The 25,195-nt window shown below is 54.3% G+C and carries 23 protein-coding genes; 12 read left to right on the forward strand and 11 right to left on the reverse strand.

Features of this window, described 5'->3' with window-relative positions:
* Positions 1 to 60: 60 nt before the first annotated feature.
* From OU421_RS04625 to OU421_RS04650, 6 genes are all read left to right on the forward strand, one after another.
* Entirely contained in the window at positions 61 to 612 is a 552-nt protein-coding gene (locus tag OU421_RS04625; protein ID WP_268187438.1) for a hypothetical protein, read from the forward strand.
* A gap of 456 nt (positions 613 to 1,068) precedes the next feature.
* Complete coding sequence (locus tag OU421_RS04630; RefSeq protein ID WP_268187439.1) at positions 1,069 to 1,731, forward strand: hypothetical protein; 663 nt, start codon at positions 1,069 to 1,071, stop codon at positions 1,729 to 1,731.
* A 119-nt stretch (positions 1,732 to 1,850) separates the two neighbouring features.
* Entirely contained in the window at positions 1,851 to 2,537 is a 687-nt protein-coding gene (locus tag OU421_RS04635) for a hypothetical protein (protein ID WP_268187440.1), read from the forward strand.
* Positions 2,538 to 2,842: 305 nt separating this feature from the next.
* Entirely contained in the window at positions 2,843 to 4,114 is a 1,272-nt protein-coding gene (locus OU421_RS04640) for an acyl-CoA thioester hydrolase/BAAT C-terminal domain-containing protein (protein ID WP_268187441.1), read from the forward strand.
* Between the two features lie 202 nt (positions 4,115 to 4,316).
* The gene (locus OU421_RS04645; RefSeq protein ID WP_268187442.1) at positions 4,317 to 4,991 is read left to right on the forward strand and encodes a flavodoxin family protein; all 675 of its coding nucleotides are present in this window, start codon (positions 4,317 to 4,319) and stop codon (positions 4,989 to 4,991) included.
* Positions 4,992 to 5,045: 54 nt separating this feature from the next.
* A complete protein-coding gene (locus OU421_RS04650; RefSeq protein WP_268187443.1) occupies positions 5,046 to 6,266 on the forward strand; it encodes a hypothetical protein in 1,221 nt (406 codons plus the stop codon).
* Between the two features lie 321 nt (positions 6,267 to 6,587).
* Here the strand turns inward: OU421_RS04650 and eno are convergent, their stop codons facing one another.
* Positions 6,588 to 7,877: a phosphopyruvate hydratase gene (eno, locus tag OU421_RS04655; protein ID WP_268187444.1), complete on the reverse strand. Its 1,290-nt coding sequence runs from the start codon at positions 7,875 to 7,877 to the stop codon at positions 6,588 to 6,590.
* 388 nt (positions 7,878 to 8,265) lie between these two features.
* Here eno and OU421_RS04660 point away from each other — a divergent pair, with 388 nt between their 5' ends.
* Complete coding sequence (locus OU421_RS04660) at positions 8,266 to 9,378, forward strand: 6-bladed beta-propeller (RefSeq protein WP_268187445.1); 1,113 nt, start codon at positions 8,266 to 8,268, stop codon at positions 9,376 to 9,378.
* A gap of 40 nt (positions 9,379 to 9,418) precedes the next feature.
* On the opposite strand, the gene OU421_RS04665 is transcribed toward OU421_RS04660, so the two are convergent.
* A complete protein-coding gene (locus tag OU421_RS04665; protein WP_268187446.1) occupies positions 9,419 to 10,657 on the reverse strand; it encodes a tetratricopeptide repeat protein in 1,239 nt (412 codons plus the stop codon).
* A gap of 450 nt (positions 10,658 to 11,107) precedes the next feature.
* Between OU421_RS04665 and OU421_RS04670 the strand changes: the two genes are divergently transcribed.
* Positions 11,108 to 11,584 (forward strand): pyridoxamine 5'-phosphate oxidase family protein, encoded by a 477-nt coding sequence (locus tag OU421_RS04670; RefSeq protein WP_268187447.1) that lies wholly within the window; start codon positions 11,108 to 11,110, stop codon positions 11,582 to 11,584.
* 134 nt (positions 11,585 to 11,718) lie between these two features.
* Here the strand turns inward: OU421_RS04670 and OU421_RS04675 are convergent, their stop codons facing one another.
* Together OU421_RS04675 and msrA are read right to left on the reverse strand one after the other, a co-directional pair.
* Complete coding sequence (locus tag OU421_RS04675; protein ID WP_268187448.1) at positions 11,719 to 12,237, reverse strand: SOUL family heme-binding protein; 519 nt, start codon at positions 12,235 to 12,237, stop codon at positions 11,719 to 11,721.
* Positions 12,238 to 12,276: 39 nt separating this feature from the next.
* Positions 12,277 to 13,107: a peptide-methionine (S)-S-oxide reductase MsrA gene (gene msrA / locus OU421_RS04680; protein WP_268187449.1), complete on the reverse strand. Its 831-nt coding sequence runs from the start codon at positions 13,105 to 13,107 to the stop codon at positions 12,277 to 12,279.
* A gap of 144 nt (positions 13,108 to 13,251) precedes the next feature.
* Between msrA and OU421_RS04685 the strand changes: the two genes are divergently transcribed.
* From OU421_RS04685 to OU421_RS04695, 3 genes are all read left to right on the forward strand, one after another.
* Positions 13,252 to 13,920, forward strand: coding sequence for an MBL fold metallo-hydrolase (locus OU421_RS04685; protein WP_268187450.1), 669 nt, complete (start codon positions 13,252 to 13,254; stop codon positions 13,918 to 13,920).
* 76 nt (positions 13,921 to 13,996) lie between these two features.
* Positions 13,997 to 14,269, forward strand: a complete 273-nt coding sequence (locus OU421_RS04690; RefSeq protein ID WP_268187451.1) for an ACT domain-containing protein — start codon at positions 13,997 to 13,999, stop codon at positions 14,267 to 14,269.
* A 12-nt stretch (positions 14,270 to 14,281) separates the two neighbouring features.
* A complete protein-coding gene (locus OU421_RS04695; RefSeq protein ID WP_268187452.1) occupies positions 14,282 to 15,646 on the forward strand; it encodes a PFL family protein in 1,365 nt (454 codons plus the stop codon).
* A gap of 48 nt (positions 15,647 to 15,694) precedes the next feature.
* Here OU421_RS04695 and OU421_RS04700 read toward each other — a convergent pair whose 3' ends face one another.
* The 5 genes from OU421_RS04700 to OU421_RS04720 form a co-directional block, all read right to left on the reverse strand.
* Complete coding sequence (locus tag OU421_RS04700) at positions 15,695 to 16,951, reverse strand: uroporphyrinogen decarboxylase family protein (protein WP_268187453.1); 1,257 nt, start codon at positions 16,949 to 16,951, stop codon at positions 15,695 to 15,697.
* A gap of 1 nt (position 16,952) precedes the next feature.
* Positions 16,953 to 17,591: a cobalamin B12-binding domain-containing protein gene (locus tag OU421_RS04705; protein WP_268187454.1), complete on the reverse strand. Its 639-nt coding sequence runs from the start codon at positions 17,589 to 17,591 to the stop codon at positions 16,953 to 16,955.
* A 211-nt stretch (positions 17,592 to 17,802) separates the two neighbouring features.
* Complete coding sequence (locus OU421_RS04710) at positions 17,803 to 19,620, reverse strand: ASKHA domain-containing protein (RefSeq protein WP_268187455.1); 1,818 nt, start codon at positions 19,618 to 19,620, stop codon at positions 17,803 to 17,805.
* A gap of 1 nt (position 19,621) precedes the next feature.
* Positions 19,622 to 20,494, reverse strand: a complete 873-nt coding sequence (locus tag OU421_RS04715; protein ID WP_268187456.1) for a tetrahydromethanopterin S-methyltransferase subunit H family protein — start codon at positions 20,492 to 20,494, stop codon at positions 19,622 to 19,624.
* A 418-nt stretch (positions 20,495 to 20,912) separates the two neighbouring features.
* A complete protein-coding gene (locus OU421_RS04720) occupies positions 20,913 to 21,638 on the reverse strand; it encodes a tetratricopeptide repeat protein (protein WP_268187457.1) in 726 nt (241 codons plus the stop codon).
* Between the two features lie 136 nt (positions 21,639 to 21,774).
* On the opposite strand from OU421_RS04720, the gene OU421_RS04725 reads away from it, so the two are divergent.
* Entirely contained in the window at positions 21,775 to 22,071 is a 297-nt protein-coding gene (locus OU421_RS04725; RefSeq protein WP_268187458.1) for a DUF7557 family protein, read from the forward strand.
* A 17-nt stretch (positions 22,072 to 22,088) separates the two neighbouring features.
* Here the strand turns inward: OU421_RS04725 and OU421_RS04730 are convergent, their stop codons facing one another.
* Positions 22,089 to 22,919: a nitroreductase family protein gene (locus tag OU421_RS04730; RefSeq protein ID WP_268187459.1), complete on the reverse strand. Its 831-nt coding sequence runs from the start codon at positions 22,917 to 22,919 to the stop codon at positions 22,089 to 22,091.
* Positions 22,920 to 23,199: 280 nt separating this feature from the next.
* A complete protein-coding gene (locus tag OU421_RS04735) occupies positions 23,200 to 24,735 on the reverse strand; it encodes a beta-ribofuranosylaminobenzene 5'-phosphate synthase (RefSeq protein WP_268187460.1) in 1,536 nt (511 codons plus the stop codon).
* Between the last annotated feature and the right edge of the window lie 460 nt (positions 24,736 to 25,195).

A 25,195-nucleotide genomic window follows, 5' to 3' on the forward strand; every position in this document is an offset into this window, starting at 1 on the left:
ACATTTCAGGACACATCCGGTTCGAAAGACTGAAGGGATTCCCTTCAGAAGAACTGTTGTATGATCAATTCTGCATCCCCTGCGTTCATCCTCATCTTTCTGGTCTTCCAGCCGGGTGTGACGACCGCAATTATTGGTGCCATCTGCTATGCCGCTCTCTCCCGCATCCCCACAGCAGGATGGGTGAAGACCGGCATCTGTCTGGCATGCGCCTTTGCAGGAGCAGTTCTCTTTGCTGCGATGGGGAACGTCTCCGGGACAGGGCCCCTGTATCTGTTTGCCGTACTGTTTTTCATCTTCTCAGGCCCGCTGATCTGTCTCTCGCCCCTTTTCATCCTTGCCGAACGAAACGATTTTGCTCCCTATGCAGGATATCCGGCGATCATGGCCGCCCTCTTCTGTGCAGCCGCCACCACCGGCCTCATCCAGATACTCAATATCAATGCATTCATCGCCGCCGGTGCATCGGTCCTCGCTCCGGGCATGCTGTACCTCATCTCCTTTACCATCATGGCCGGCATCCAGGTAGTTCTCAGTGCGGAATTCTTTATGATCGCCGTTGCGGTGCAGCGGAGGCGGCAGGAGATACGTGAAGAGACACCGACGGAGTGAAAATACGGGAGTACAACTCGTTTGGTCGGAATGGCCTCGGATCACAATTTAAACATATTTAATGCACCTTTCTGACAAATACGGCCCGAAACCCGTCAGTCCCTTTGTGTACAACCCGAAATGCACATGGTATCGCAGGCACTCCTGCGGCACCAAACGAAAAGAGAAACCACATTGAAAACAAAGCACAATAACCCATTTGTTTTGCAATTGGCAGAAAATTTGGCCAAAATATTCAATTCACCATCAAAACGGTAAAATGCATTTACAGCCATCCGGACATGCAGAATATTCCATGCAGACAGGTGCTGCAGGGCCGGGCTGATGGAGCAATCATTAAGACAGGCAGTCATTCCCCTCCTACAAAAAAGGATCAAAACGATTCAGACCAATCTGAGATCGTGGACATCCCTAGCCTGGCTTTTGTATTGGGGGATTGTTCCGCTGATACTGTTCATGATCTGGTCGCTCGCTGCGGAGATCAAATACGGATACTTCATTCTGGACACCACCGCACCCCGCTGGACGAATATTTTCCTGAGTTCATATACGCACTCAGACTGGAGCCATCTCTGCAACAATATCGGATTATATCTTCTTGCCCTGACACTGATCTTCACCTGCTGTGCAAACCCGAAACTGCTGCACTATTCCTCTCTCATCGTGCTCATTGTCGTTCCGCTCTTCACGTCGGCGGTAACGATGCACCTCTCTGCAACCCTCAGTCAGGGGTTATATTCCCAGGGATTCTCTGCGGTCGCCTATGCCTATACCGCCATCGGCCTGTACACATTCTTCTCCATCATCATGCCTGCCATGCCACCATTGCCCTTTGAGCGTGAATCGATGCATCCGTATCCAAAGAGGCATATTGCGGCATTATTTTTGATCATGGCCACCGTCATCCTCGTACTGGCCCATGGATTGTCAGCCGGAGAAATCATCACCGCCAATGGGAATTTTGTGAACGGCCCGGCCCATGTCATAGGGTTCTTTGCCGGAATAATCACGGTATCACTGGTAGATCTCAGAATTAAAACAAATACGGTGAGGATAAATTATCTCTTCATCCTTTTTGGAACGAGTATGATAGTCCCATACCTTCTGATGCTGCAGTAGCCGGTGTACCGGATGAAGAGGAAAATAGTCCGGCTCCGCCAGCCACCGGATAAAAGGATCGGCAGAAGGGGTGATGCGTACCGTCAATAATAAGTACCCATGCAATCATACCCTTCGTTATGATTCGAAAAGCATCTGTAATCCTTCTTTCAGCTGCGCTCCTTGTTTCAATGGTGGCTACTGTTGCAGGAGAAAGCACTGTTGGAGGAGACATTGGATATTACAATGTGAATGCGGGCATAAGCGGAGCATCCGTTTACTTCGATAATGACTACAAGGGCGAGACTGGAGGCACGGACGGCTCACTCCTTGTCGATGTGTATGTGACCGGCACTCCCTACTCCACCTATAAGGTAGAGAAACAGGGATATGATACCTACTCCGGTAAGATAACCCAGTACCCCTCGGCAGGCGAGATCATCCAGCTCTCCGCAACCCTCGAGCCACAGATGATCGGCGGTGACAAGGGGTACTACAAGGTCGTCACCAATAATGTCGCCGGCGCATCCGTCTACCTGGGCAGCGACTATAAAGGTCTCACCGAAGATGACGGCACGCTGACGGTCGAAGTCTATACGACCGGCACCCCGTACACCACCTACAAGGTGGAGAAGGCCGGATACACTACCTACGACGGCAAGATCACCGAGTATCCGGCAGAAGGCCAGATCGTCGAGCTCGATGCAACACTGGATATGGTTCCGGTGACTGCTCCTACCACCGCACCAACACAGAGCCCCTTCCCTGTTGCAGGAGTCTTTGGGCTGGCGGCACTCGGCGCATTTCTGCTCTCACGCAGAGCATAAACTCCTCTTTTTTTGCCGGTACTAGCTGAAGCGAATTGCCAATTCCAAACAGGTCGTACGGGTGTTCATTCTTTCACCGGATTCTCCGGGGAGAAGAGGTGTATGAAGCACTGCTCACCGAACCCATCAGCAGAATCTGTACCGTGATGCAGACACCCCCGAAGATTACCTCCTCACCGGGATACCGTATCCGGTTTCCTGAATTCCGGCATCGGGATTCATCTTACCTTTTTGCACCCCATCCTTTTATCACCTATTCCCCCTAGGAGAGAACAGGGAATCATATCACAGAGGACAGACCATCCATGAAACGGAAGATACCAAAAAAACCAGGCCCACGCATTGAGATTGCGTCCCGGAACATGATGATTGACCAAAAACCGGAGATCTGGGTGCGGGGGTTTGTTCCGCACAACCACGTGGTCATTACCACAGAGACCATTGATGAAACAGGTGTCCATTGGCGGGGGAAAACACCGTATGTCATGAACACGCAGGGATGCCTGGAGATCGCTGCTGCAGAATCTGAGGGAGAGGAGGTTGAGGAGACGGACCCCTGGGAGATCTTTGATGCAATGCGTCCGGCAGACACCCCGGATGGACCGGTGCCTCTCTTCGCCTGGCGAACAGCAGAACCGATTCACATTGAGATCCACGTCAATGCCCAGAACGGTGATTCTGCCCAAAGCAGCCTGCACCTCTGTCTCTTTGATGAAGCGACGACGATACGCGAAGACGTCCGTGAAGGCCCACTGCAGGGCACCCTCTTCTGCCCGAAAGGAGACGGGCCCCACCCGGTTGTGATCTGCCTCGGGGGCTCAGACGGCTGGTTCACCGAAGCCCGCCCGGCACTCCTCGCCTCTCACGGCATCGCCGCCTTCTCGGTCGCCTACTTCGGGGGCGACCCCCTCCCCGAAACGCTCTCTGAAGTGCCGCTCGAATTCTTTGACCGGGCGGTCGACTGGCTCAACGCCTACCCTGCAGTGGACACCAGCCGGCTGGGCATCTACGGCTACTCGAAAGGAGGGGAACTGGCCCTCCTCCTTGCCTCACGGGACCCGCGGATACGGGCGGTGGCCGCATATTCCCCGTCATCGGTCGTCTGGCAGGACCCGAACGGAGGGGCGCCGAAGAGCTCCTGGAGCGAGGGTGGAATCCCACTCCCCTTCCTGCCAATGTACGTCTCGGGGATGAAGATCCTGAAGATCATGACCGGCCGGCCGGTGGCATTCCGGGAGTGCTATGCACAGGGGATGGAAAGACACCCCGAACAGACAGAAAAAGCACGCATTCCGGTTGAAAATATAGCAGGACCGGTCTTCCTCGTCTCCGGGACCGAAGACGGCGTCTGGCCGTCATCGGAAATGGCAGACACCATCGAAACCACCCTGAAGGATGCGGGGAAAGACGTGACCCACCTGAAGTATCCCGGGGCAGGGCACCTCACCACCCTCCCCGGACTCCCGGCACCTGAGGTTATGGACACACTAATCTTCGGGGGGTCATCACAGAACTCCTCCCGTGCACTGGAAGATGCCTGGCAGAAGATGGTGACATTCTTTCAGGCAACCCTCTGAACCTTTTATCATCCCCATGACTTCCATGCCCGGCATGGGGAAATTCACCTTAATCACCCCATACTTATATCCAAGGCCGAAATACGTTATTCCCAATAATATAGCCTAAAATACCATTTTTTAAGAGAAACAGGACCGTTCCGGAAACGGGGGAAACAGTCATTGCCGTGCAGCGCCATCTGCTGGCATAGTGGTGAAGACAATGAAACTGCTGGCATTCAACGGGAGCCCACGGAAAGGGTGGAATACGGCAACGCTCTTAGAACATGCCTGTGAGGGGGCAGAGTCTGTCGGGGCGGACGCCCGGCTTATCCATCTTGCCGATCTCAACTACTCCGGATGTACAAGCTGTTTTGCCTGTAAACGGCTGGGAGGAAACAGTTATGGGCGGTGCAGCATCGATGACGACCTGACACCGCTTCTTGCGGAGGTGGAGGAGGCGGATGCCGTCATTCTTGGTTCTCCGATCTATTTAGGGACGGAAACCGGCCTGATGCGGAACTTCATGGAACGTCTGATCTTCCCCTATCTCACCTACAGCAGGGGGGCGAACCTCTTCCCAAAGGATATCAAATCCGGGTTTGTTTATACGATGAACATGAAGGAGGAGCAGCTCGCGGACACCGGCATGCAGAGCAGAGTCGAGCTGAACGAATGCTATATGCGGGCGGTATTTGGCCACGCAGAGTCGCTTCTTTCCTGTGACACCTACCAGTTCAGTGACTACTCCCTGTACGAGAGCGACATCTTTGATGCTGCAGCGAAGAAACAGCGGTATGATGAGGTCTTCCCGCAGGATTGTGAGGCGGCGTTTCAGATGGGTGTGCGGCTGGCGCAGGAGAGAATAAAGAGGGAGCCCCCCATGCCTGTCCTCTGAAGGGGCCGCATTGCAGGCATCCGGGATCGTCTTGGGATCGGGAGAGTGGCGGATATGGGGGGCATCATGAGAGTGCGGAAGATATTGAAACCTGAACGGTCATCAGTGGGTTGGGGTGATGATTCAGAGCGGTTCCCGTTTGCCCGTGTAGCCTTCATTTTTGGCATAATCCTCATTATCGGCTCTCTATTTCCATCCGCCGCTGCCCATGTCCCGCTTACCTCTGCCGGGAATGATCACATCGAAGGCGCCTTCCCTGTCACCGACCCGACAAAGTCATGGGTGGTCTATGGCGACCTTGCGGGCGCAGGAGATGTCCGGTATTACCGGATGGAGATGGCAGCAGGGGATGAACTGCGCCTGAGCCTCTTTACCCCGGACGGAGGGGCGGCGTTTGTACCGGGCCTTGTGGTAATGGGGCCGGGGCTTTCTTCCGCAGGGACAGCTCCCCTCTTTGTGGAGATGCACCATCATGACGATGAACACCGTGATGAGGAAGAAATCCACCATATGGATGAGATACACCACACTGCTGATGAGACAGGGTCCGGCTCCGGCGGTGAACCGAAGGAATACGGGGCGGTTGTTATCAAAGGGACGGTTCCCGCCGGTGCGATGTTTGAGCCATTCACCCCGTCCGCCCTCTATTCCACGGCCGCATATTCACACCGGGTGACAGAACCCGGCACCTGGTATGTGGCGGTGTATGCACCGGAGACGTCCGCTGCGGGCGGGAACTTCGGTCTTGCCATCGGCTACCGGGAGGAGTTCACCCTCTGGGAGTGGCTGCTGGTACCCTTCTCGGTTGCCGGTATCCACCGCTGGGAGGGGCAGTCATGGGCACTCATTCTCGGCCCGCTGGTGGTGACCGTGATTGCAGGATTCGGGCTGATTTACTGGTGGAGACGGCGCGGGGGGAAGGCAGGCCCGGTCATCAACGGCCCCTATGGGTGGCTGGCCGTCACCGCAGGGCTCCTCTATCTGGGAACAGCGATGATGCTTCTCGTCCAGACACTGCTGGCACTGGCAAAGACCGGCCCGGCCGCGACAGTTATTCTCCCGGCGGTCTACATCACCGTCGCCATTCTGCCGGGATGGTTTGCCCTGCATAGCGGCCTGCAGAGCACCGGGTGGGGGACAAAAACAGGTGGGATCCTGATGATTGCGGTCGGCATTGTGGGGCTGTTCCTGTGGGCGGGCCTGCTTGCCGGGCCCGCCTGTGCATTTGCAGCGGGTGTAGGTGCGATTGTTTTGGGAGAAAAGAGACTTGAATAACGGGTTCTGCCGGATGACTGAACGAGGATTGCGATGGGATGGGTGAACTGCCGACCCTCTGTTATTAGCACCTCCACTTCCTCCGGGCCGGGGGATGGACCAGCTGTACAGGCAGAAAACCATCTCTTCATATAAAAGCAGAGATTCCGGTCACCAATAATGCAGGGACCACAATCTCCAGCTCACCTGCGAACCGAAATAGCAGCAGGCACCGGGAGAAGCATTACCTCTGTCAATGCCTCCTGCATACGGGTGATTCAAACTATCCGGTTACGGACAGTATTTTTTCGATTGCCCGCTCATCGACTCAAAGCCGGAACCCTATCGCACAAATCCGGCCCGGCCGGCATACCGTGCACGCTCGCCTGCCGATTCCTCAATCCGAATGAGCTGGTTGTACTTCTCCACCCGCTCGCCACGTGCCGGTGCGCCAGTCTTGAGATGGCCGGTCTTTAGTGCAACGGTGAAGTCTGCAATGAATGAATCGACCGTCTCGCCACTGCGGTGGGAGACCATTGCTCCCCAGCCGTTTGCCTGTGCCAGCCGGACGGCCGCGATGGTCTCCGTCACCGTGCCGATCTGGTTTGGTTTTATGAGGACCGCGTTTGCGACGTTCTCTTTAATTCCCCGCTCGATACGGGCAACGGTGGTGACAAAGAGGTCGTCACCGATAAGCTCCACGCGGTCGCCGATGGCCTGTCTCAGGAGAGACCAGCCTTCCCAGTCGTCTTCCTCAAGGCCGTCCTCGATGGATACAATGGGGTATGCCGAGACAAGCTCCTCGTAGCGCTTCACCATGCCTGCGGAATCCAGTGTGATGTTCTCGGTCTTGAGTTCGTACATGCCATCCTTGTAGAAGGCGCTGGATGCCGGGTCAAGGCAGATGCCGACCTGTTCTCCGGGGACATATCCGGCCCGCTCAATTGCCTCCACGATGAGGTCAAGTGGTTCGGTGTTCGAGGAGACAACCGGTGCGAATCCGCCCTCGTCACCGACAGCGGTGGAGAATCCCTTCTCTTTCAAAAGAGCCTTGAGGGCCTGATAGATCTCAGCTCCCCAGCGGACCGCTTCTGCGAAGGTGGGTGCGCCGTACGGCGCAATCATGTATTCCTGGAAGTCCGGGCCCTGCCAGTTGGCATGGACACCGCCGTTGAGGATGTTCATGGCGGGCACCGGGAGGACTGCCTCGTTTGCGTCTCCAAGGTATTCCCAGAGGGGAAGCCCTTCAGCTGCGGCAGCGGCCCGGGCGACGGCCATCGAGACGGCGAGGGTTGCGTTGGCGCCGAGGTTCTGCTTGTTTGGAGTCCCGTCAAGCTGGCAGAGGGCATCGTCCACTCCCTGCTGGTCTCGGGCGTCGAATCCCTGCAGGCGGTCTGCGATGCTGGTGTTAATCAGATTGACGGGTTTTTGCACCCCCTTCCCGCCGTATCTGCCGGCATCTCCGTCCCGGAGTTCGACGGCCTCATGGACTCCGGTGGATGCACCGGATGGCGAAGCGGCCCGTGCGATTATGCCGCAGGCGAGGGTGACTTCTGCTTCTACGGTCGGGTTGCCGCGTGAGTCAAGGATCTCGCGGGCGTGGACTGTGGTGATGGTTGTATCGGTTGTCATAAGTACCTCATAGTATAGCATTCATCTGAGATAGTAGGATCTGGATGCTGACGGCGGGGTGGGTGTTCTCGATATCTGATACACCCCCGTTCGGTGTTATATCGGATGGTTTCATTTCGTTGGCCCGTTCACAGGTTTTCCGGCCGCCCTCCGGCATCTCAACAGCTCGGATACTGCTGCTTACTATCTCTTACGGACACGTTCCGGGTGCAGACGCTTTTTCAACCGGGTCATCCAACGCCCGCATATTATCCAGAGATAAATTATATTTCCTCACCCCACAAAATTGATTCATATCACAAATCCGGATGAATCCGGCAGGAATGGTCAGGATCAAACCGGCTGGCCTGCATCGGGTGCAGGGATTTGCTAATCGGGGGGGACAAATTTGACATCTGCGAAACGAACGTTTTTGACGGCACTCGCGATCATCGTATTGCTGGCTTTCAGCGGGGTGGCAACAGCACAGGCCGCCGGGGGAACAGAGGAATCAGGGTGGTCAAGCACCAGCGGGTTTGACACGCCATTCGGGGTTGCCGTTGATACTTCCGGCAATGTCTACGTTGCCGACACCAACAATCACCAGATACAGAAGTTCACATCCAACGGCACGTTTGTTACGAAGTGGCAGGCAATTGGTTCAGGCATCGGGGAATTCCAGTCGTTACCATATGACGTTGCCGTTGGCCGTTCCGGCACCGTCTATGTTGTCGACTCAAATTTTCACCGCATCACGACGTTCACGTCTGACGGCATGTTTCTTGGACAGTGGGGATCGAAGGGTTCGGGCAACGGGCAGTTTGATGCGCCATCCGCTGTTGCCGTAGATAATTCCGGCACCGTCTATGTTGCTGACACCGGCAATCACCGCATTCAGACGTTCACATCCAACGGCACGTATATCACAGAGTGGGGGTCAGAGTGGTTCGGCGACGGAAAACTTGATTCCCCATCCGGTGTTGCCGTCGATGGTTCCGGCAATGTCTACGTTGCTGACACCGGCAATGGCCAGATCAAAACGTTCGCATCCGACGGCACGTTTGTCACAAAGTGGGAGGCAATTGGTTCAGGCATCGGGGAATTATATTCGTGTACCCATGGCGTTGCGGTTGACGATTCCGGTCATGTCTACGTGACAGACATCTATAACGGCGGCCGCGTCCTGGTGTTCACCTCCGATGGCACCTTTCTCGCACAGTGGGGATCGGGTGGTTCAGGCATCGGGGAATTTACCACGCCACTGGGAATTGCCGTTGACCGTTCCGGCACCATCTACGTTGCCGACACCAATAATAACCGCATCCAGGCATTCAAAAGGTCAGATGTACTCCCGGCGTCTTCCGGTACCGTCACGCAGTCCGATACCGTTCCTCCTTCCACATCGTCCCCGGCTCCGGCCCTCTTCGCCATTCCGGGAATCATGATGGCGGCAATTTTCTATGGCCGTTGTGCCGCAGGTCAGACAAAAAAGACATCAGGAAAGGGGAGAGGCGGCAGATGAAACGCATACCCCCAATCCCGATGAAAAACCCTCCCGTGACCTAGAGATCTTTCCAGACCTGATGCGCCTGTATCGCCTCATCCATCCGGTTAAGCCCCGAAAGTGCTATCCCCTTGTTGTACCACGCAGAAGCATACTCCGGGTTAATCGCAATCGCCCGGTTATAGTCCGCAAGTGCATCCTCATAGCGTTTCAGCCGCATCATGGTGTTTCCTTTATTATACCACGCAGAGGCATCCTCCGGGTCTATTTCAACCGCACGGTCATAGGCTTCGGCCGCTTCCTCATACCGGTGAAGACCTGACAGAGCAATACCCATATTATACCAGCACGCCGGATCACGGGAGTTTATCGCAATCGCCTCTTCGAGCACCTCAATCTCCTCCTCATACAACTGCAGGTGCCCCAACGCAACCGCTTTCGAGCAGAAGACAGACACGGGATCACGGGCACATGCTGCGGACCGGTCAAAACACATAAGCCCCTCATCATACCGGTGCAGTTTGTTCAGCAAATGTGCTTTGTAATACCACGCAGAGGCGAATTCAGGGTCAATTTCAATGGCCCGGTCATAACATGCAAGCGCCTCCTCTTCCCGGTGCAGTCCGGAGAGTACAATCCCTTTGATATACCATACATCTGCCATACCCGAGTCAAGGGCAATTGCCCGTTCACAGGCTGCAAGAGCCTCTTCGTAGCGGCCAAGTCTGAGGAGGGAAGTACCCATTTTACTCCATACTCCTGCCCACGAGGGGTTGTGTTCGAGGAACCTCTCATACGCTAAAACGGCTTCCTCATACCGGTGCATTTTATCCAGAATAACTGCCTTATTGTGCCAGGCATCGCTGTCGTCGGGATCCCGTTCAAGGGCCCAATCATAACACGCTAACGCCTCATCACAGCATTCCAATTTATACAGGGCATTCCCCTTTTTGAACCACACTCTGGGATAGTCCGGATCAGAGGCGATCACCATATCATAGGCCGCAACCGCTTCTTCATAGTGTTCCAGATTAAAGAGGGCAAATCCCAGGTTAAACCGGCAGGGGATGTCATCCGGATCATATTCGAGGGCCCGGCAATATGCATCCACAGATTCTTCATACCGGTGCAGGGCATCGAGAACGCACCCTTTCTGGTACCAGGCAGAGGCGTTCTCCGAATCAAGCTCCAGTGCACAGGTGAATGCCGTGAGGGCCTCTTCATGGAGGTGCTCTTTACTCAGTGCATCACCTTCATTAACCCATTCATCGGCTGATTTATTCCCGAATGAGTCCATCCCTACCCTCTCTTCGCATCAAAATAATCTGACTCCTGTAACGGTTAAAGTATCTTTTATCTCAGACAACATACCCCTTGCCTGGTTCTGGACTATCCAAACAGTTGATACATAAATCCAGGTATAATAATCGGGTAAAAATGAAGATATCCAGCTGTCATTGCCAACATATCTGCAATAATGGTAAATAACAAGGAGCCCGGTGAAATACCATGGTCTCGTTTAAGTTTAGAGAGATCAGGATCAACTCGGACTGTGTGGCGACCGCAGACACCGGCCAGGAATTGGATGATAAAATGGCCCAATATTTCCATACGTCCCACCAGGTTGAGAATCCTGACACGGGAATGTGGATGAAAATTCACAGAGCAGAAAGACGTACCTCTTTTTTGTATCCGCCGTTATCCTTATCACCATTACAACCAATAGCAGGTTCCTGAGGCTATGGATATGGACCTGCTGAAAATACCCCGTATGACCAAAACAGAATATGATGCCCTGATTGAGCGACAGTACATCTCCCGTATTGCGTTTACCGGGAACGAACACCCCTATATTGCACCGTTCATGTACGTCTTTGACAAAAAATACCTGTACTTCCTTTCCACGAAATACGGCAGGAAGATGGAATATTTTGCCGCAAACCCGCAGGTATCAGTTGAAATTGAAGAGTACCAGCCTGACCTCTCATCCTTTACCTTTGTAAGTATGCAGGGGAAGATCGAAGAGGTCGAGGATCCGGCCGTAAAAAAGGACGTGCGGGAACAGTTCGTGGCCATGATGGAACGGCAGCGGCTCTCCCCACGAGTACTCTCCGCACTGGGATACAGCCCCGACGACCCCCCGGAAATTATCATCACCGGGGAGCGCTCTGCCGTCTGGAAACTGGTTAGTGTGAAGGATATTGTAGCCCTGAAAAACGGCTAAATCCCTCATTTCGTATTAGTAATCGTCTTTATTCCCGAACGTTTCAGGAAACTCACCATCAGGGTTTAGGTGTTTTAGGGAGCGTCACGATGAAAGATTGAAACGATGGTTTTCCATGTCGGGCCGCCTGTGTCTCACCGTCTGATCTCCATCACCACCTCGTTTCGTCGCATGAAACCGGGCGTCCATGGGGGGTTGTACCGCATCAGAAACGGTTCACCCACCGTTTCAATCCCGACATTCCGGAGTCCTTCCCGCAACCGCCCCTCTGCTGCCGCCACCTCGTTGTGCCTGGCATATCCCCGGAAGCGGATAACAGCAACCTCACGACCGGGCAGTGTTGATATCCGTACCCGGCTGTCCAGCGGCTCCGGGATCTCGTCTCTGGTCAACCCCTGCGGCATCACAAATGACATCAACGTCGCACCGGAAACAACCGGTGCCGTCATCGCAATCTGTTGGGATGTGATCACAGGGGAGGTCATAGATATGCTGTTTTGTGTAGAATTTTTTCCCGTAATATAGGCAAAGAGCAGGCTGAAACCGGCGTTATCTCCCGAACTCTCAACCGTCGCAAGCACCAGAGCTGGATACTTTCGAAACTCAATCTCACCTGCCTCACCTGTGATCTCATAGTGAATCGTATCAGTCATGGTCTTTTATCTCCTATATTGGGGAATTATCTCCTCATCTCAGGGATGTTTCGTCAAAAAAATCCCGTGGTCCTGCTGACGCCCTTTTTGTAGCAGCCATTCCATCTTCTCCCGGTCAAACCCGAAGACGAATTCATCCCCGATCCGGATGACAGGAGATCCAATATAGCCGGTCTTCTCGACTAACAGATCCCTCGCCCCCTCATCGGCACTGATATCGATCTCTTCGAATGCAATATTCTTTTCCCGAAGGTATTCTTTGATCTCCCGGCAGGTATGGCACCGCGGTGTCGAGTACAGAATGACGGTCTCCTTTGCCTGCCACGTTTTCCGGATAAACGCCTCACGTCCGGAATATTTCTTATATCTCCCATATTCCCGTGGTTTTTTCGTTGCATAGTTCTGGTGGTATTCTTCGGCCGGGTAAAATGTTGTGTACGGCAGGATCAGCGTTGCAACGGGTTTCGCAAATTTCCCGGAGTCGTCCAGAGCCTTCTTTGACGCCTCTGCCATTCTCTCCTGTTCGTCATCGTGAAAGAAAACGGCAGTCCGGTACTGGGAACCAATGTCTGCGAACTGCCCCGCATCATCGGTCGGATCAATCTGCCTCCAGAACACATCCAGAAGTGTTTCATAGGAGACCGTTTCAGGGTCGTAGGTGACCTGCACTGCTTCGAGATGCCCCGTTCTTCCGGACGAAACCTGCTCATACGTCGGGTTTTTTGTGGTTCCGCCGGCATACCCGGCCACGGCCGAACGTACACCCTCAACCTCCCCCAACGGCAGCTGCATACACCAGAAACAGCCGCCTGCAAATGTCGCCTTTTTCATGTGCTTTTCTTCCATATCCGTTTCCGCCTCTTCTGTCATTTCGGGGGATGCAGGGGAGCTGCATCGCCCGTCAGATCTTCTGTAAGGGGGAACCTCCCGTATTAATTCATTGTATCATCCGGGCCCCGTGCAACCAGTATGTATATCATAGATGCAGACTGTTTTCACCACAGGAGACAACCAATGGCACCAATCGAAATCCACCCGGTCAGGCTCGGCATCGCAAATGCCTACCTCGTCAGGCAGGATGGGACCATCCTCGTTGATACGGGAGAACCGGGAAGCGAGGAGGCCATCCTCGACGCGGCGGAGAGCCTGGGGATTGCACCGGGTGATATCCGGCTGATCCTTCTTACCCACGGACACGGGGACCATGCCGGTTCAGCCTGTGCCCTCCGGAAAATGACCGGAGCGAAGGTGGCCATCCACCGTGATGACGCCGGGAAACTCAGGAACGGCCACCAGGGACCGCTGCGGGCGACATGCATCACCGGCAGAGTCCTCGGACTATTATTCAATACGGAGAAGAAGGCACGTTACCCGCCGCTGGAGCCGGACATTCTCATCACCGATACCCTTGACCTTCGTGACTATGGGATTGACGGCACGGTGATCCCCACACCGGGACACACCCCCGGTTCCGTCTCGGTGATCCTCGATAACGGCGAGGCGATTGTGGGAGACCTTATTTTCCCGTCCGTCCCCTCCGAAAAACCCTGCATGCCCTTCTGGGCGGACACTCCGCATGAGGTGAAGAAAAGCATCGGGACCATCCGGGCACGGCGGCTGCAAAAGGTCTATACCGGTCACGGGGGGCCGTTTACGGGCGAAGAGATCGAGAAGATGAGATAAAGAGACGGTTCCGGATGCCCTTTGCAACGGTATTAATCCCAAAAATGCCAATACTTCTCTACAGATGAACGAGCCCATGAAAAAAACCATCATTACTGTCGTAGGAAAAGATACCATCGGCATAATCGCAAAGGTCAGTACATATCTCGCGGACAACCAGATCAACGTGGAGGATATTTCCCAGACCATCATACAGGGCTATTTTAACATGATGATGATCGTTGATACCAGCAGATCGTCCATTCCATTCGGTGAGATGGCCCGTGACTTAGAAGCAATCGGCGAAGAGATAGGTCTGAAAATACGATGCCAGCATGAAGATATTTTCACCAGAATGCACCGGATCTAAGAGGAATTTTCGATGATCAATATCTTTGAGGTCTATGAGACAAACAAGATGATCGAGCAGGAGAAGCTTGATGTCCGAACAATAACGATGGGCATCAGCCTCTTAGACTGCTGCGATGCAGATCTTGATACCCTCAACCAAAATATATACCATAAAATCACCCGTCTCGCACAGGACCTCGTCTCCGTCGGCGGGGACATCGAACGCGAATACGGCATCCCGATTGTCAACAAACGCATCTCTGTCACCCCCGTGTCCCTTGTCGGGGCACAGGCATGCACCTGCCCGGAGGACTATGTCGCAGTCGCCAAAACCCTTGACAAAGCGGCCAAAGCGACCGGGGTGAACTTCCTCGGAGGCTACTCGGCACTCGTCTCCAAGGGCATGACACCAGCGGATGAAAACCTCATCCGTTCCATTCCCATGGCCCTCTCTTCCACCGAACGGGTATGCAGTTCGGTCAATATCGGCTCCACCAGGACCGGCATCAACATGGACGCGGTGAAACTGATGGGCGAGATCGTGAAGGAGACGGCGGAAGCGACCAGAGAGGACAGCTCGCTTGGTTGTGCCAAACTGGTGGTCTTCTGCAACGCCCCGGATGACAACCCGTTCATGGCCGGAGCCTTTCATGGCGTCACCGAAGCGGATGCGGTCATCAACGTGGGCGTCAGCGGGCCGGGTGTCGTAAAGCACGCCCTTGAGAGTGTCCGGGGCGAGAACTTCGAGGTGCTCTGCGAGACGGTCAAGAAGACCGCATTCAAGGTGACCCGTGTCGGCCAACTGGTCGCACAGGAGGCATCAGAACGGCTGGGAGTGCCATTTGGCATTCTCGACCTCTCGCTTGCGCCGACGCCTTCCGTGGGTGACAGTGTGGCAGAGATCCTGGAGGAGATGGGTCTGGAATCCGTGGGTGCACCGGGAACAACAGCGGCACTCGCCCTCTTAAACGATCAGGTGAAAAAAGGCGGTGTGATGGCGAGTTCCTTTGTCGGCGGACTCTCCGGCGCATTCCTACCGGTCAGCGAGGACCAGGGGATGATCGATGCGGTGAACCGTGGGGCGCTCACCATCGAGAAACTCGAGGCGATGACCTGCGTCTGCTCGGTCGGCCTCGACATGATCGCAATCCCCGGCACGACACCCGCTGCGACCATCGCGGGCATCATCGCGGATGAAGCAGCTATTGGCATGATCAACCAGAAGACGACCGCTGTCCGGCTTATCCCCGTCATAGGGAAAGACGTCGGCGACACGGTGGAGTTCGGCGGGCTTCTCGGGTATGCACCGATTCAGCCGGTGAACACCTTCAGCTGCGAGGCATTCGTCAACCGCGGCGGCAGGATTCCTGCGCCGATTCACAGTTTTAAGAACTGAATCACTCAAAAAAGAGAGTATTGGAATAGGGAACGATTGAGATGAACCTCAATATGTCCCGTATTTTTTTACCGCGTCAAGAACCGCACGCACATTCTCCGGTTTTGCATCCCCGGATATGCCGCCGTCCACACCGGGGTAGATCATGAGTCCGCCTTCCTTGCAGTCATCAAGCAGATTCTTCATGAAATCATCCACCTTCTGCGGTGTCCCACCGATGAGGAGTGAATTGGGCGGGCCGCTCGAAAGGATCACATGGTCACCCAGCACATCCCGCACCTTCCGCGGGTCAGTCTTGTCAAATACCCCGACGAGCTTTCCTTTCGGAAGGTCCAGCAGGGTCTTGAGGTGGGCGTCATGCCTGCCTTCGAAGAAGACATACGGCGTCTGTCCCATCTCAATAACCGCTTCGAATACCTGTCTGAGATACGGCCAGTAGAACTCGTCGTAGAGTTTCGGGTTCAGATATTCGTTGAGATGCAGCGGGAAGAAACACTCCACCACATTCGTCCCGAGTGCCTGCTGCACCTCCGGCGGGATGGTGCCGGTAAGCTTCGCCGATTCTATCAGAAGCGGCACAAGGGCTTCTGCGGCCTGTTTCACCTCATCGGGATGACGGTAACAGTCAAGGACGACATTGTTTATGTTCCGCAGGAAATCACCGATGACGTCGAGCGGGGAATACGCAAATGCCATCGGAAACGTCGGGATACCGCATGCGGCGAACTCTGACACGAGTTCTCCCATCGCGGCGCCCGAGGTCGCGAGCGCTGACCCGTAGCGTGCGAGGGCAGCTATTGCCTCAGGCGACCCCGGCTCACTGAGCGCCCCGCAGATCCGCGGCAGGGCAACACGGTTCAGAAATTCTGATGGATCTTCGGAAAACTCTCCATACTCCTCAACCTTCATGATCTCCTTACCGATGAACTGCGGGTGGGAGTCGTCTGCGAGCTCCCGTCCCGGCCATTTGGTATAGACATCTTTGAGAATATCGTGATACGGCCCCTCCAGGAATCGTGCGCCCGGGACAAGCTCAGGTGCGGAATGCAGGAGGGAGAGACTCATAAAGGTCGCTTCAAGACCGGTCAGAACCAGAAGCGAATCAAAATCAAAGTCCCGGACTACTTTCAGCGCCGCTTCTTTATTCTTTGCAGGGTCAAAGATCGCCTCGGTCGCGGTATATCCTGAATAATGGGTGTGAAACAGGCTCATCATCGCCGTAACAGGGACACGGTCCGGTTCCTTTCCCTGAATCACCGCCTCAAGACGGTCCAGTTTCTCGCGATAGAGTGCAGCAGCATCCATGTCACTCCACTCCCGCAAGTGCTCTGATCGTCGTGACACCCGCTGTTGCATTATCGGACCATGCGTCCGCACCGGTGTACTTCATCGTCTCTTCGTCTGTCCGTCCGCCGCCGACGATTACTTTCACCTGGTCACGCAGGCCCGCCGCCGTGATTGCGTCGATGGTATCCTTCATCGATTCTATGGCTTCGGTAAGGAGTCCGCTCAGGCCGACGACGAGAGGTTTGTGCTCTTTGATTGCTGCGACAAACTCTTCGGGCGGGACGTCTATTCCCAGGTCGATGACAGTGAAGCCATCTGCCTCAAGAAGGGCTGTTTCAATATTTTTGCCGATATCATGCACATCCCCGCCAACCGTCCCGATGACAATCGTTCCCTTGTCCTCCATGGCACCCGTCCCGAAAAGGGGCCGTAAGACCTCCATGATCTGATTGAGGATTTCACCGACCATCATCAGGTCAGAGACAAAGAACCGCCCTTCCTCAAATCTCTCACCCACGATGTCAGTCGCCTTCCTCACGTCTTCCAAAACAATGGCCGGGTCCTCGTTTGCGGCAACCCGCTGTTTCAGGAGTTCGATGCACGTTGTCTCGTCGAGGTCGACGAGCGCGTTGATGAAATTGTCTCTCTCATCTGTCATACTCTTCCTCCTTCTCACTCTTGAGTGAGACAGTGGGGTATCTGATCAAGGTTACAGATATAGCTTTACCCCGTCACAAAGCATAATTCATGCAAAAAAATAATCAGAGACACATATAGGAATTATTACAGCATTTAACAGCATACCGGAGACTTTGAGAGGAGTGTCCCTCATGAAAACGGTAAAAAATGTGCGTATCCCGCACCGGATTTCACGTACGGGATATCGGGATGGATGCCAGATACTCCCTGTTAAAGGACGGTTCAACAGAGAGTTCGATATACTCGATCTTTGCCAGGAGCTGCCGGAGTTTTTCCCTCTCGGATATGGATTTCAGGGCCATTTTCGCCCCACCGACGGCTGTTTCTCCAGCAAACAGAATGTTCTTCCGGTCGATGTCGGGGATAATTGAGAGCGTTATCGCATTCTCGATATCGACGTGAGTGCCAAATGACCCTGCCAGATATATGGTGTCGATCTGCGACGGGTCGATGCCATACGTTTCCGACAGAATCGTCCATCCCGTTTTCAGTGACCCCTTTGCAAGGAGAAACTCATTGATATCCTTCTCTGTTATGGTAATATCACTGCGCGTAGCGCTCTCGTCTTTCCATGCGATAACAAACTTCGGGACACCATCGACAATGATTCTCGGGTGGTTGAGGTCCCTGAACTTCCCGGTCTTTGTGATAACACCTGCTAAAAAGAGTTCTGCGACAAGATCGATGACACCACTTCCACAGATCCCTTTCGGCAACGCATCCCCTATGACGGTATACCTGAGGATCTCTCCCTCAATATCCACACTCTCGATTGCACCGGGAACTGCTTTCATCCCGGAGGTGATGTGTGCTCCTTCAAAGGAGGGGCCTGAAGGGGCAGAGCATGCCAGAATCTTATCTCTGTTTCCAAGGAGGATCTCAGAATTTGTCCCGATATCGATTGTCAGGCTGACACCGTTCTTCTGCCCGATCTTTGTAATAATCAGGTTTGCAACCGCATCAGACCCGATATAGCCTTCGATAAGAGGGATCGCCGTTACCATCCCTTCGCAATTCATCAAGATTCCGAGGTCTTTTGCCGGGAAACTCACCATTGCCCCGACTACCGGAACGAACGGAGCCACACCGATGTATTTGGGAGAGACGCCCAAAAACAGGTGGTGCATCACAGAATTACCGACAAAGGTCATCTCATAGATAGTATCCGGTGAAATACCGCTCTCGTTGCAGGCCATCTCAATAAGGGAATTTATCGTGTTGATTACCAATTCCTGCAGTTTCAAAAGATTTTCCGGAGATTTTGATGCATACGTTATCCGTGACACAACATCTTCGCCATACATGATCTGCGGATTTTCCGTATGTGTGCGGGCAAGGGTCTCCCCGGTGACCAGACTCACGAGATGGCAGATGACCTTGGACGACCCGATGTCAACTGCTATGCCGAATGTGTCTTTGGTTGTGTCTCCGGGTTCGACTGCAATTATCTGGTTTTTCCATCGAACAACCGTTACCTCCCAGTCTGCGTTCCGAAGGGTCGCGGGAAGGTCAGCAAGAATCCCGAGGGACATCCCCGCGTCTTCTCCCAGTGCGTCCTCCAGACGTTCCCGGTCCGGTCTCGTATCCGCAAAGGTGGGCCTCGTGAGAGAGAGGTGAACCTTCGTCACCACCGGTTCGAGGGGGACCTCTTCGTCCAGCCCGATTCCTGATATGACCCGCTTCCCTGTCCTGCTCCCCGGTGGGATGTAGACCGTGCACCTGCCGGAGAGGACTTTTGTCTGGCACCCGAGCCGGTAGCCCTCGGCAATTTCGTCCTCTTTCAGATGTTCCCGCTCTTTTTCGGTCGGCTCACTGAGGGACCCGACGATTTTTATTATCTGTACCTTACACTTCCCGCAGACTCCCGCTCCGCCGCACTCTCCGCGAAGACTGATATTTGCACTCTGCGCAAGTTCGAGGAGTGTGTGGGAAGAGTCTGCAACGGTCTTTCCCTCCGGTTCGAAGGTTACGGAAACATGGTCTTCCATATCAGACTTCTATCGTTTCTTTCATCCTTGCCGCGTACCGGTACGATGTATTGACGGTGAATACCGCAGGGAAGACCGATTCGCATCCTTCAACCGGCCCGTACAGGACAAAATCCGCTCCCGCAAAGACCGGCATGAGGCTTGCTGTCAGGTCCGCTGCTTTTACCGCCTCTTTTCCGAGCATGGTCTTCAGCCCTCTCCACGTAGATATCGCATTGTGCGCCGCCGTTCCACACGGAAGGCCGGTGCGGCTCTTTATTTCAAGAGTCGCTTTATTTGAGGGAGTGAGGCACGGGACGTCCATTACAAAGGTGTCCACCAGAATCTTTGTGACACCCGCGTCCTCCATTTGGGGTGCAAGAATTTCAACCAGTTCATCGCGTGCGCTGCTTCTCATGATGTCTTTTGTATAGGTGAGAAGAATGCCCGCTTCGATGCCGTTTCTCTTCAGGGCGGCAAATTCGTCCTCTTTGGTCTCCACTGAAACCGAGTTGTAGATGACCCTTTCTTCCAGCCCCGTCTCTTTGGCATAGTCGATGGCGGCAATTTTTACGGCAGGACTTGCGGAATCGATGAGAAACGGCCGGTCGGTTATGCCCGCTACAAAATCGACATACCGGATGACCGCCTCAGGCGATGAAGAGATGATATCGATTAACGCCGGATTTCCTGTTATTTCTCCGAGTTCTGCCTGCCTGTGTATCAGCGTCTCGGCGGCATCTGTGTCAAATATCCCTTTCTTTTCATCGGTTACGATCCTGTGCCGCGAATAGAACATACTCCCGACAAGGACGGTCGGAACTTCCCCTGGCTGGCCACCTACTTTGACGCCGGCAATTTCAAACGTCTTTTGATCGGTCCTGAATCTGTACATGTCGAACACTCACATTTTCGATCCCGTTTTCTACCTCAACACTCTGTTTTCTCAAAAAAAGACCGGATCATCTATCTTTCTGTGATAGTTCCCTATCATGTCATAAATATTTAATGCAGGTGACAACGCTGCAGAACCGATATGTTAGAAAAATCATGAATTCGCAAAAAATAGCATACATATTGTAATGTTAGCAGCAATTCAGTAATAATTAAGAAACGGATACACCCCAAAAAACACCGGTATTTCATGTATGTCTGTCCATCACACCGTTACGGTTTTCGGATGGCGTTGTGCACCCATGCACGTCAAAAGAAAAAATATATGATTGATCATTCCGCCCAAAAAACGGCAGGTGACCGCTGTCAATTGGCCTGTCTGTAGTATGTGCAGAATACTGCACGGACATACATTTCCTTCAACAGGTATCGCACGGGCGCATCCTGCTCAGTGCAACCCCTTTGCTATACCATGCATGGGCGTGTTCGGGGTCGATTGCAAGCGCCCGGTTGTATGCCTGAAGTGCCTCTTTGTACTGCTCCATCCCCATCAGGATATTCCCTTTGGTATTCCATGCATCGGCATCATCGGGGTCGAGGGCAAGGGCAAGGTCACAGGCATTCAATGCCTCCTCGAAGCGTTCCAGACAGTTGAGGGCAATTCCCAGATTGACCCACGACGAGATTACATCCGGGTCACATTCGAGTGAGCGGGTGTATGACAGGACCGCCTCTTCGAACTCTCCCATTCCGTCAAGGGCACATCCCCGGTGATACCAGACGGGAGCAAGCGTCTCATCAAGAGCAAGTGTCAGATCAAGGGCTGCAACTGCTTCCTCATACTGTTCCAGACTTAGGAGGGCAATACCAAGAGAATGCCATGCGGAGATGTCATCCGGATCACATTCGAGTGAGCGGCTGAATGCCTGAGCTGCCTCAGGATATTCACCACGTTCATTGTGGGTACAGCCTTTCTGGTACCACGCGGCAGCATTCTCCGGGTCGCATTCTATCGCCTGATCGTATGCCGCAACTGCTTCCTCATAGTGTCCCTGTTCTTTACGCGCATTTCCTTCGGCAATAAAGTCATCTGCACTGGTTATTTCTGATTGTTCCATGATACTCCCACACATGTACGCTATCATTACTTCACTTCCTGCAATTCATACTCTTTTCCCTTCGCACCTGACAAATTCCCACATAAAATCCGCGGGATAGCAACCGGATCGTTACCGCTTTCCAACCCTGCACGTTTTTGATGAGCCACATCCAATGTCATCCATGCACCGCTCACCCGATCCAAGGAGCGAACCAAACGCCCGTCCCGGTGCCGAACCCGCATCCGTCACCATCGACATCACCCCCCACACCCGTGAACGGCTCGATGCCCTGAAAGAGAGCCCGGACGAGTCCTATGATGCGGTCATCTCCCGCCTGTGTGACCGGGCAGCGAACGATACCTCACTAAGGGGTGAAACCTTACAGGAGATTGAGCAGTCGCTCGCGGAACTGCGCAGGGGAATCTCCCGCACCCATGAAGAGATTGTGCAGGAGCTCGCTTTCAAAAAAGAGAAGTGAGATATTCGTTTTCGGCCCTACCGCCACGTCACCTCCACCGGGTCTCTCCGGGGGAGACCATAGGTTTTGTATTTCGGGTGGCCGAACATCATCGCAAAGGCACACGTCCGTCCCACGGGAATTCCGAGTTCCTCCCGGAGCGGCTGATAGGTCAGGGCAGCCATGGATACAAATCCCGCCCAGCAGGTGCCGATACCAAACGCCTGTGCGGCGATCTCGAAATGGGTGAGGGCGATGATGCCGTCAACGGAGGCAATCGGCGTGTTCTCCGGTACATGGGCCACCAGCAGGTGAGGGGCATCACGGCAGATGACATCATCACCGCTCTCCCACGCCTGAATGAGAACCGGAGCATACACGTTCAGGGGATGGGCAATATCAATAAGGGTCTTGAGCCATTCAACCGTCAGCTCTGCAACTCTTCGGACATCTTTTGGGTTGTGGATTACCGTCCACTGCACGGGCTGCCCGTTACTGCCTGACGGGGCATAGCGGGCGATGTCGAGCACCGCAAGGATTTCCTCTTTTGCTACCGGTTCCGCAGTGAAACACCGCACAGACCGGCGTTTCTTCAGGTAATATTCCATATCCACAGCAGAGACGGCCCCGGCACCCCCCGGAATTTCCTCCTTCTCGTCCGGCCGGACATTCAGCAGGAGTGCATGCGTCGGGCAGGTGACTTCGCAGTGGCCGCAGGCAATGCACATGTCGGCATTCACTTCCCGGACAATGGGAAGGGTATTCTCATCTGCCGCAGGGTCAATGATTGACATCGGGCAGACGAACGAGCATATTCCGCACCGGGTGCAGAGGTCTTCATCCACGAGTATGGTTGCCGTTTTATTCACCGTCCTTTTGCTATTGGTTTGGTTCCGTTCAGATTCCGGTATGGTCCCCCCGGGTTCCATTCTGTCCCTTTATGCTGTTCAGTTTGTTATTCTTTCCCCGTGAAAGAAGGAGGGCAGCACCCTGCCTCCTGCCCTCCATACAGCACCGCACTCACAGGCGACGGAAAATACATTACCTATTCAAAAAAGAAGGGAGAGATTTTCTCTGGAAAATCCTGATTCCTGCCAAAGAGAAGGCTTCATAACACCAATGCGGACGGTCACCCCGAAACTCCTGGATTCAGGGTGCAGCCCGCATTTCCGCCCCGTGATTGCAGGCCCGGGTGAGGACGACCGACCCTCCGGTCTCTCCCATCACCTCTTCTGCCGTCCGGAGGGTGTCCTGCATCCCGGTATCACCAATGGCATACACCGTCGGGCCGAATGAACTCAGCCCGACTCCCGCAGCACCGGTATCCCTGAGAGCGGTGATCAGGTCGTGGACCAGGGGAGGCTGAAGACCGAGTTCGACCTTTTTCAACCCGAGACTCTGCACTGCATTCACTGCTGTGCCAAAGAGATCGAGGTCTTTTTCGATAATTCCGGGGAGCATCTGCATCATAACCGTGTGGCAGAGCGCCTGCACTTCGCCGACAGGGACCGGGCAGTACTGCCGGAAGATATCAACCTCGGCCTTCCCGCTCGCCCCCTCCGGGATGGCAGGGGTTGCGAGAAGAATCCGCCAGTCGTCGGGGAACGGGTGCCGGAAGAGAACCGGTGCGGGTTTCACCCCGCCGGATGCGGAAGACGGCCGGAAATCGGATTTTGCCCCTGACGGGCCGAACCGGTGGCCGCCGTCGAGAATAAATCCGCCTGACTCGAAGACCGCCGTCCCGATACCGGACGTGCCGCCTCTCCCGGCAACGGCAGCCATCTCCCGTACGGGAAGGGGACGGTAGAGTTCGCAGATAGCACGGGCGGTGGCAAGACTCACCTGCGTGCCGCTCCCGAGACCGATATGACCGGGATAGGTGCGGTGAAGGGTAATCTCGGCACCCCCCTGCACCCCCAGTGCGGTAAGAACCCGTTCTGCCGTTTTCTGAATCCGGTCGCAATTCCCGTTGTCACTCCGGACACGAATATCACTGCTTCGTTTTGCCTCGATGACAACAGCCGGATCTTCAACCGAGAGGCCGATGCCGCCGTCGACCCTGCCTGAACTGCCGTTCATGTCGATGAGGCCCATGTGAATGCGTGCCGGTGCTTCTACGATTACCCGGGATTCGTCGGTGAAGTGCGAGCACGGGAAGGTCTCCCGGATGGCGATAAGAGGTTCTCCGCCGGTGATGATGCGGTACCTCCGGGAGAGCAGGGGCTCATGGCGGAAGGTCCCGAGGATGCCGCTGACACGGGTTCCGGCCCGGCAGACCCGTACATCGTCGAGTTCACGCCGCGACTCAATCTGGTGCATCCGCATGATCCGGCCGATGGGAATGTCGGCCCGCATCAGATCGTCTTTAAAGGAAGGAGCCAGCCGGGAGAGCGGGGTGTCTGAAGCAGCATAGAGAAGGACTTTTCCGTCTTCACCCTCGTTCAGCGTCACAATGCGATGGTTGACCGGCTCTCCTTCCGGTATCTCCAAAGACACTGCCGCGTGTTTATCGGCCGGAACCACTTCCTGAGAGATGGTATGCACCGTCACCTCGCAGTCAAGAGCATTTTCAAGAAGAGCGGTCACCGACCCGTCTGTTCCGAGGAGGATCTTCTGCATCGGCGAAAGCGTGCCAACTTCTGTTTCCAGGTCCCGGAGTTTCTCAGCGATATTGAATGATTTCATAGGCATTCACGGTAAGAACGGTAAAGCATTGTTGCCTCAGACAGTTAATGGTATAGATTATCAGGGATCGCAATATCGTAGGAGTCGGGTGCATCAGGTTCTTTTTGCGCTCCAACCATAAGCCCCCACGCCCATGAACGGCCAGATTTCCTGAAACACGGCCCGGACGACTCCTGTGATGCAGTCATTTCTCACCTGACCAGTCGGGAAATTGAAGTCGCGAGCGAAGTTGAGGAATGGGATTGGTATGCACATGAAGGGATGATGCAGGACCTTATCGGGAGAATGGGGGAATGTGAACCAGAAAAATAGTATATTGAGAATACCGGGGAAATCCGGAAAGAAAAGTTCATTCCTGTTACAGATTTTGACAACCACGTTGAAATTAACGAATGATGGGTTGTATGAAAATCAAACATATCACATTCATGCAGTAAGACAAACGGAGATGTATCCGAAC

Source organism: Methanogenium organophilum (genome assembly GCF_026684035.1).
Lineage (GTDB): Archaea > Halobacteriota > Methanomicrobia > Methanomicrobiales > Methanomicrobiaceae > Methanogenium > Methanogenium organophilum.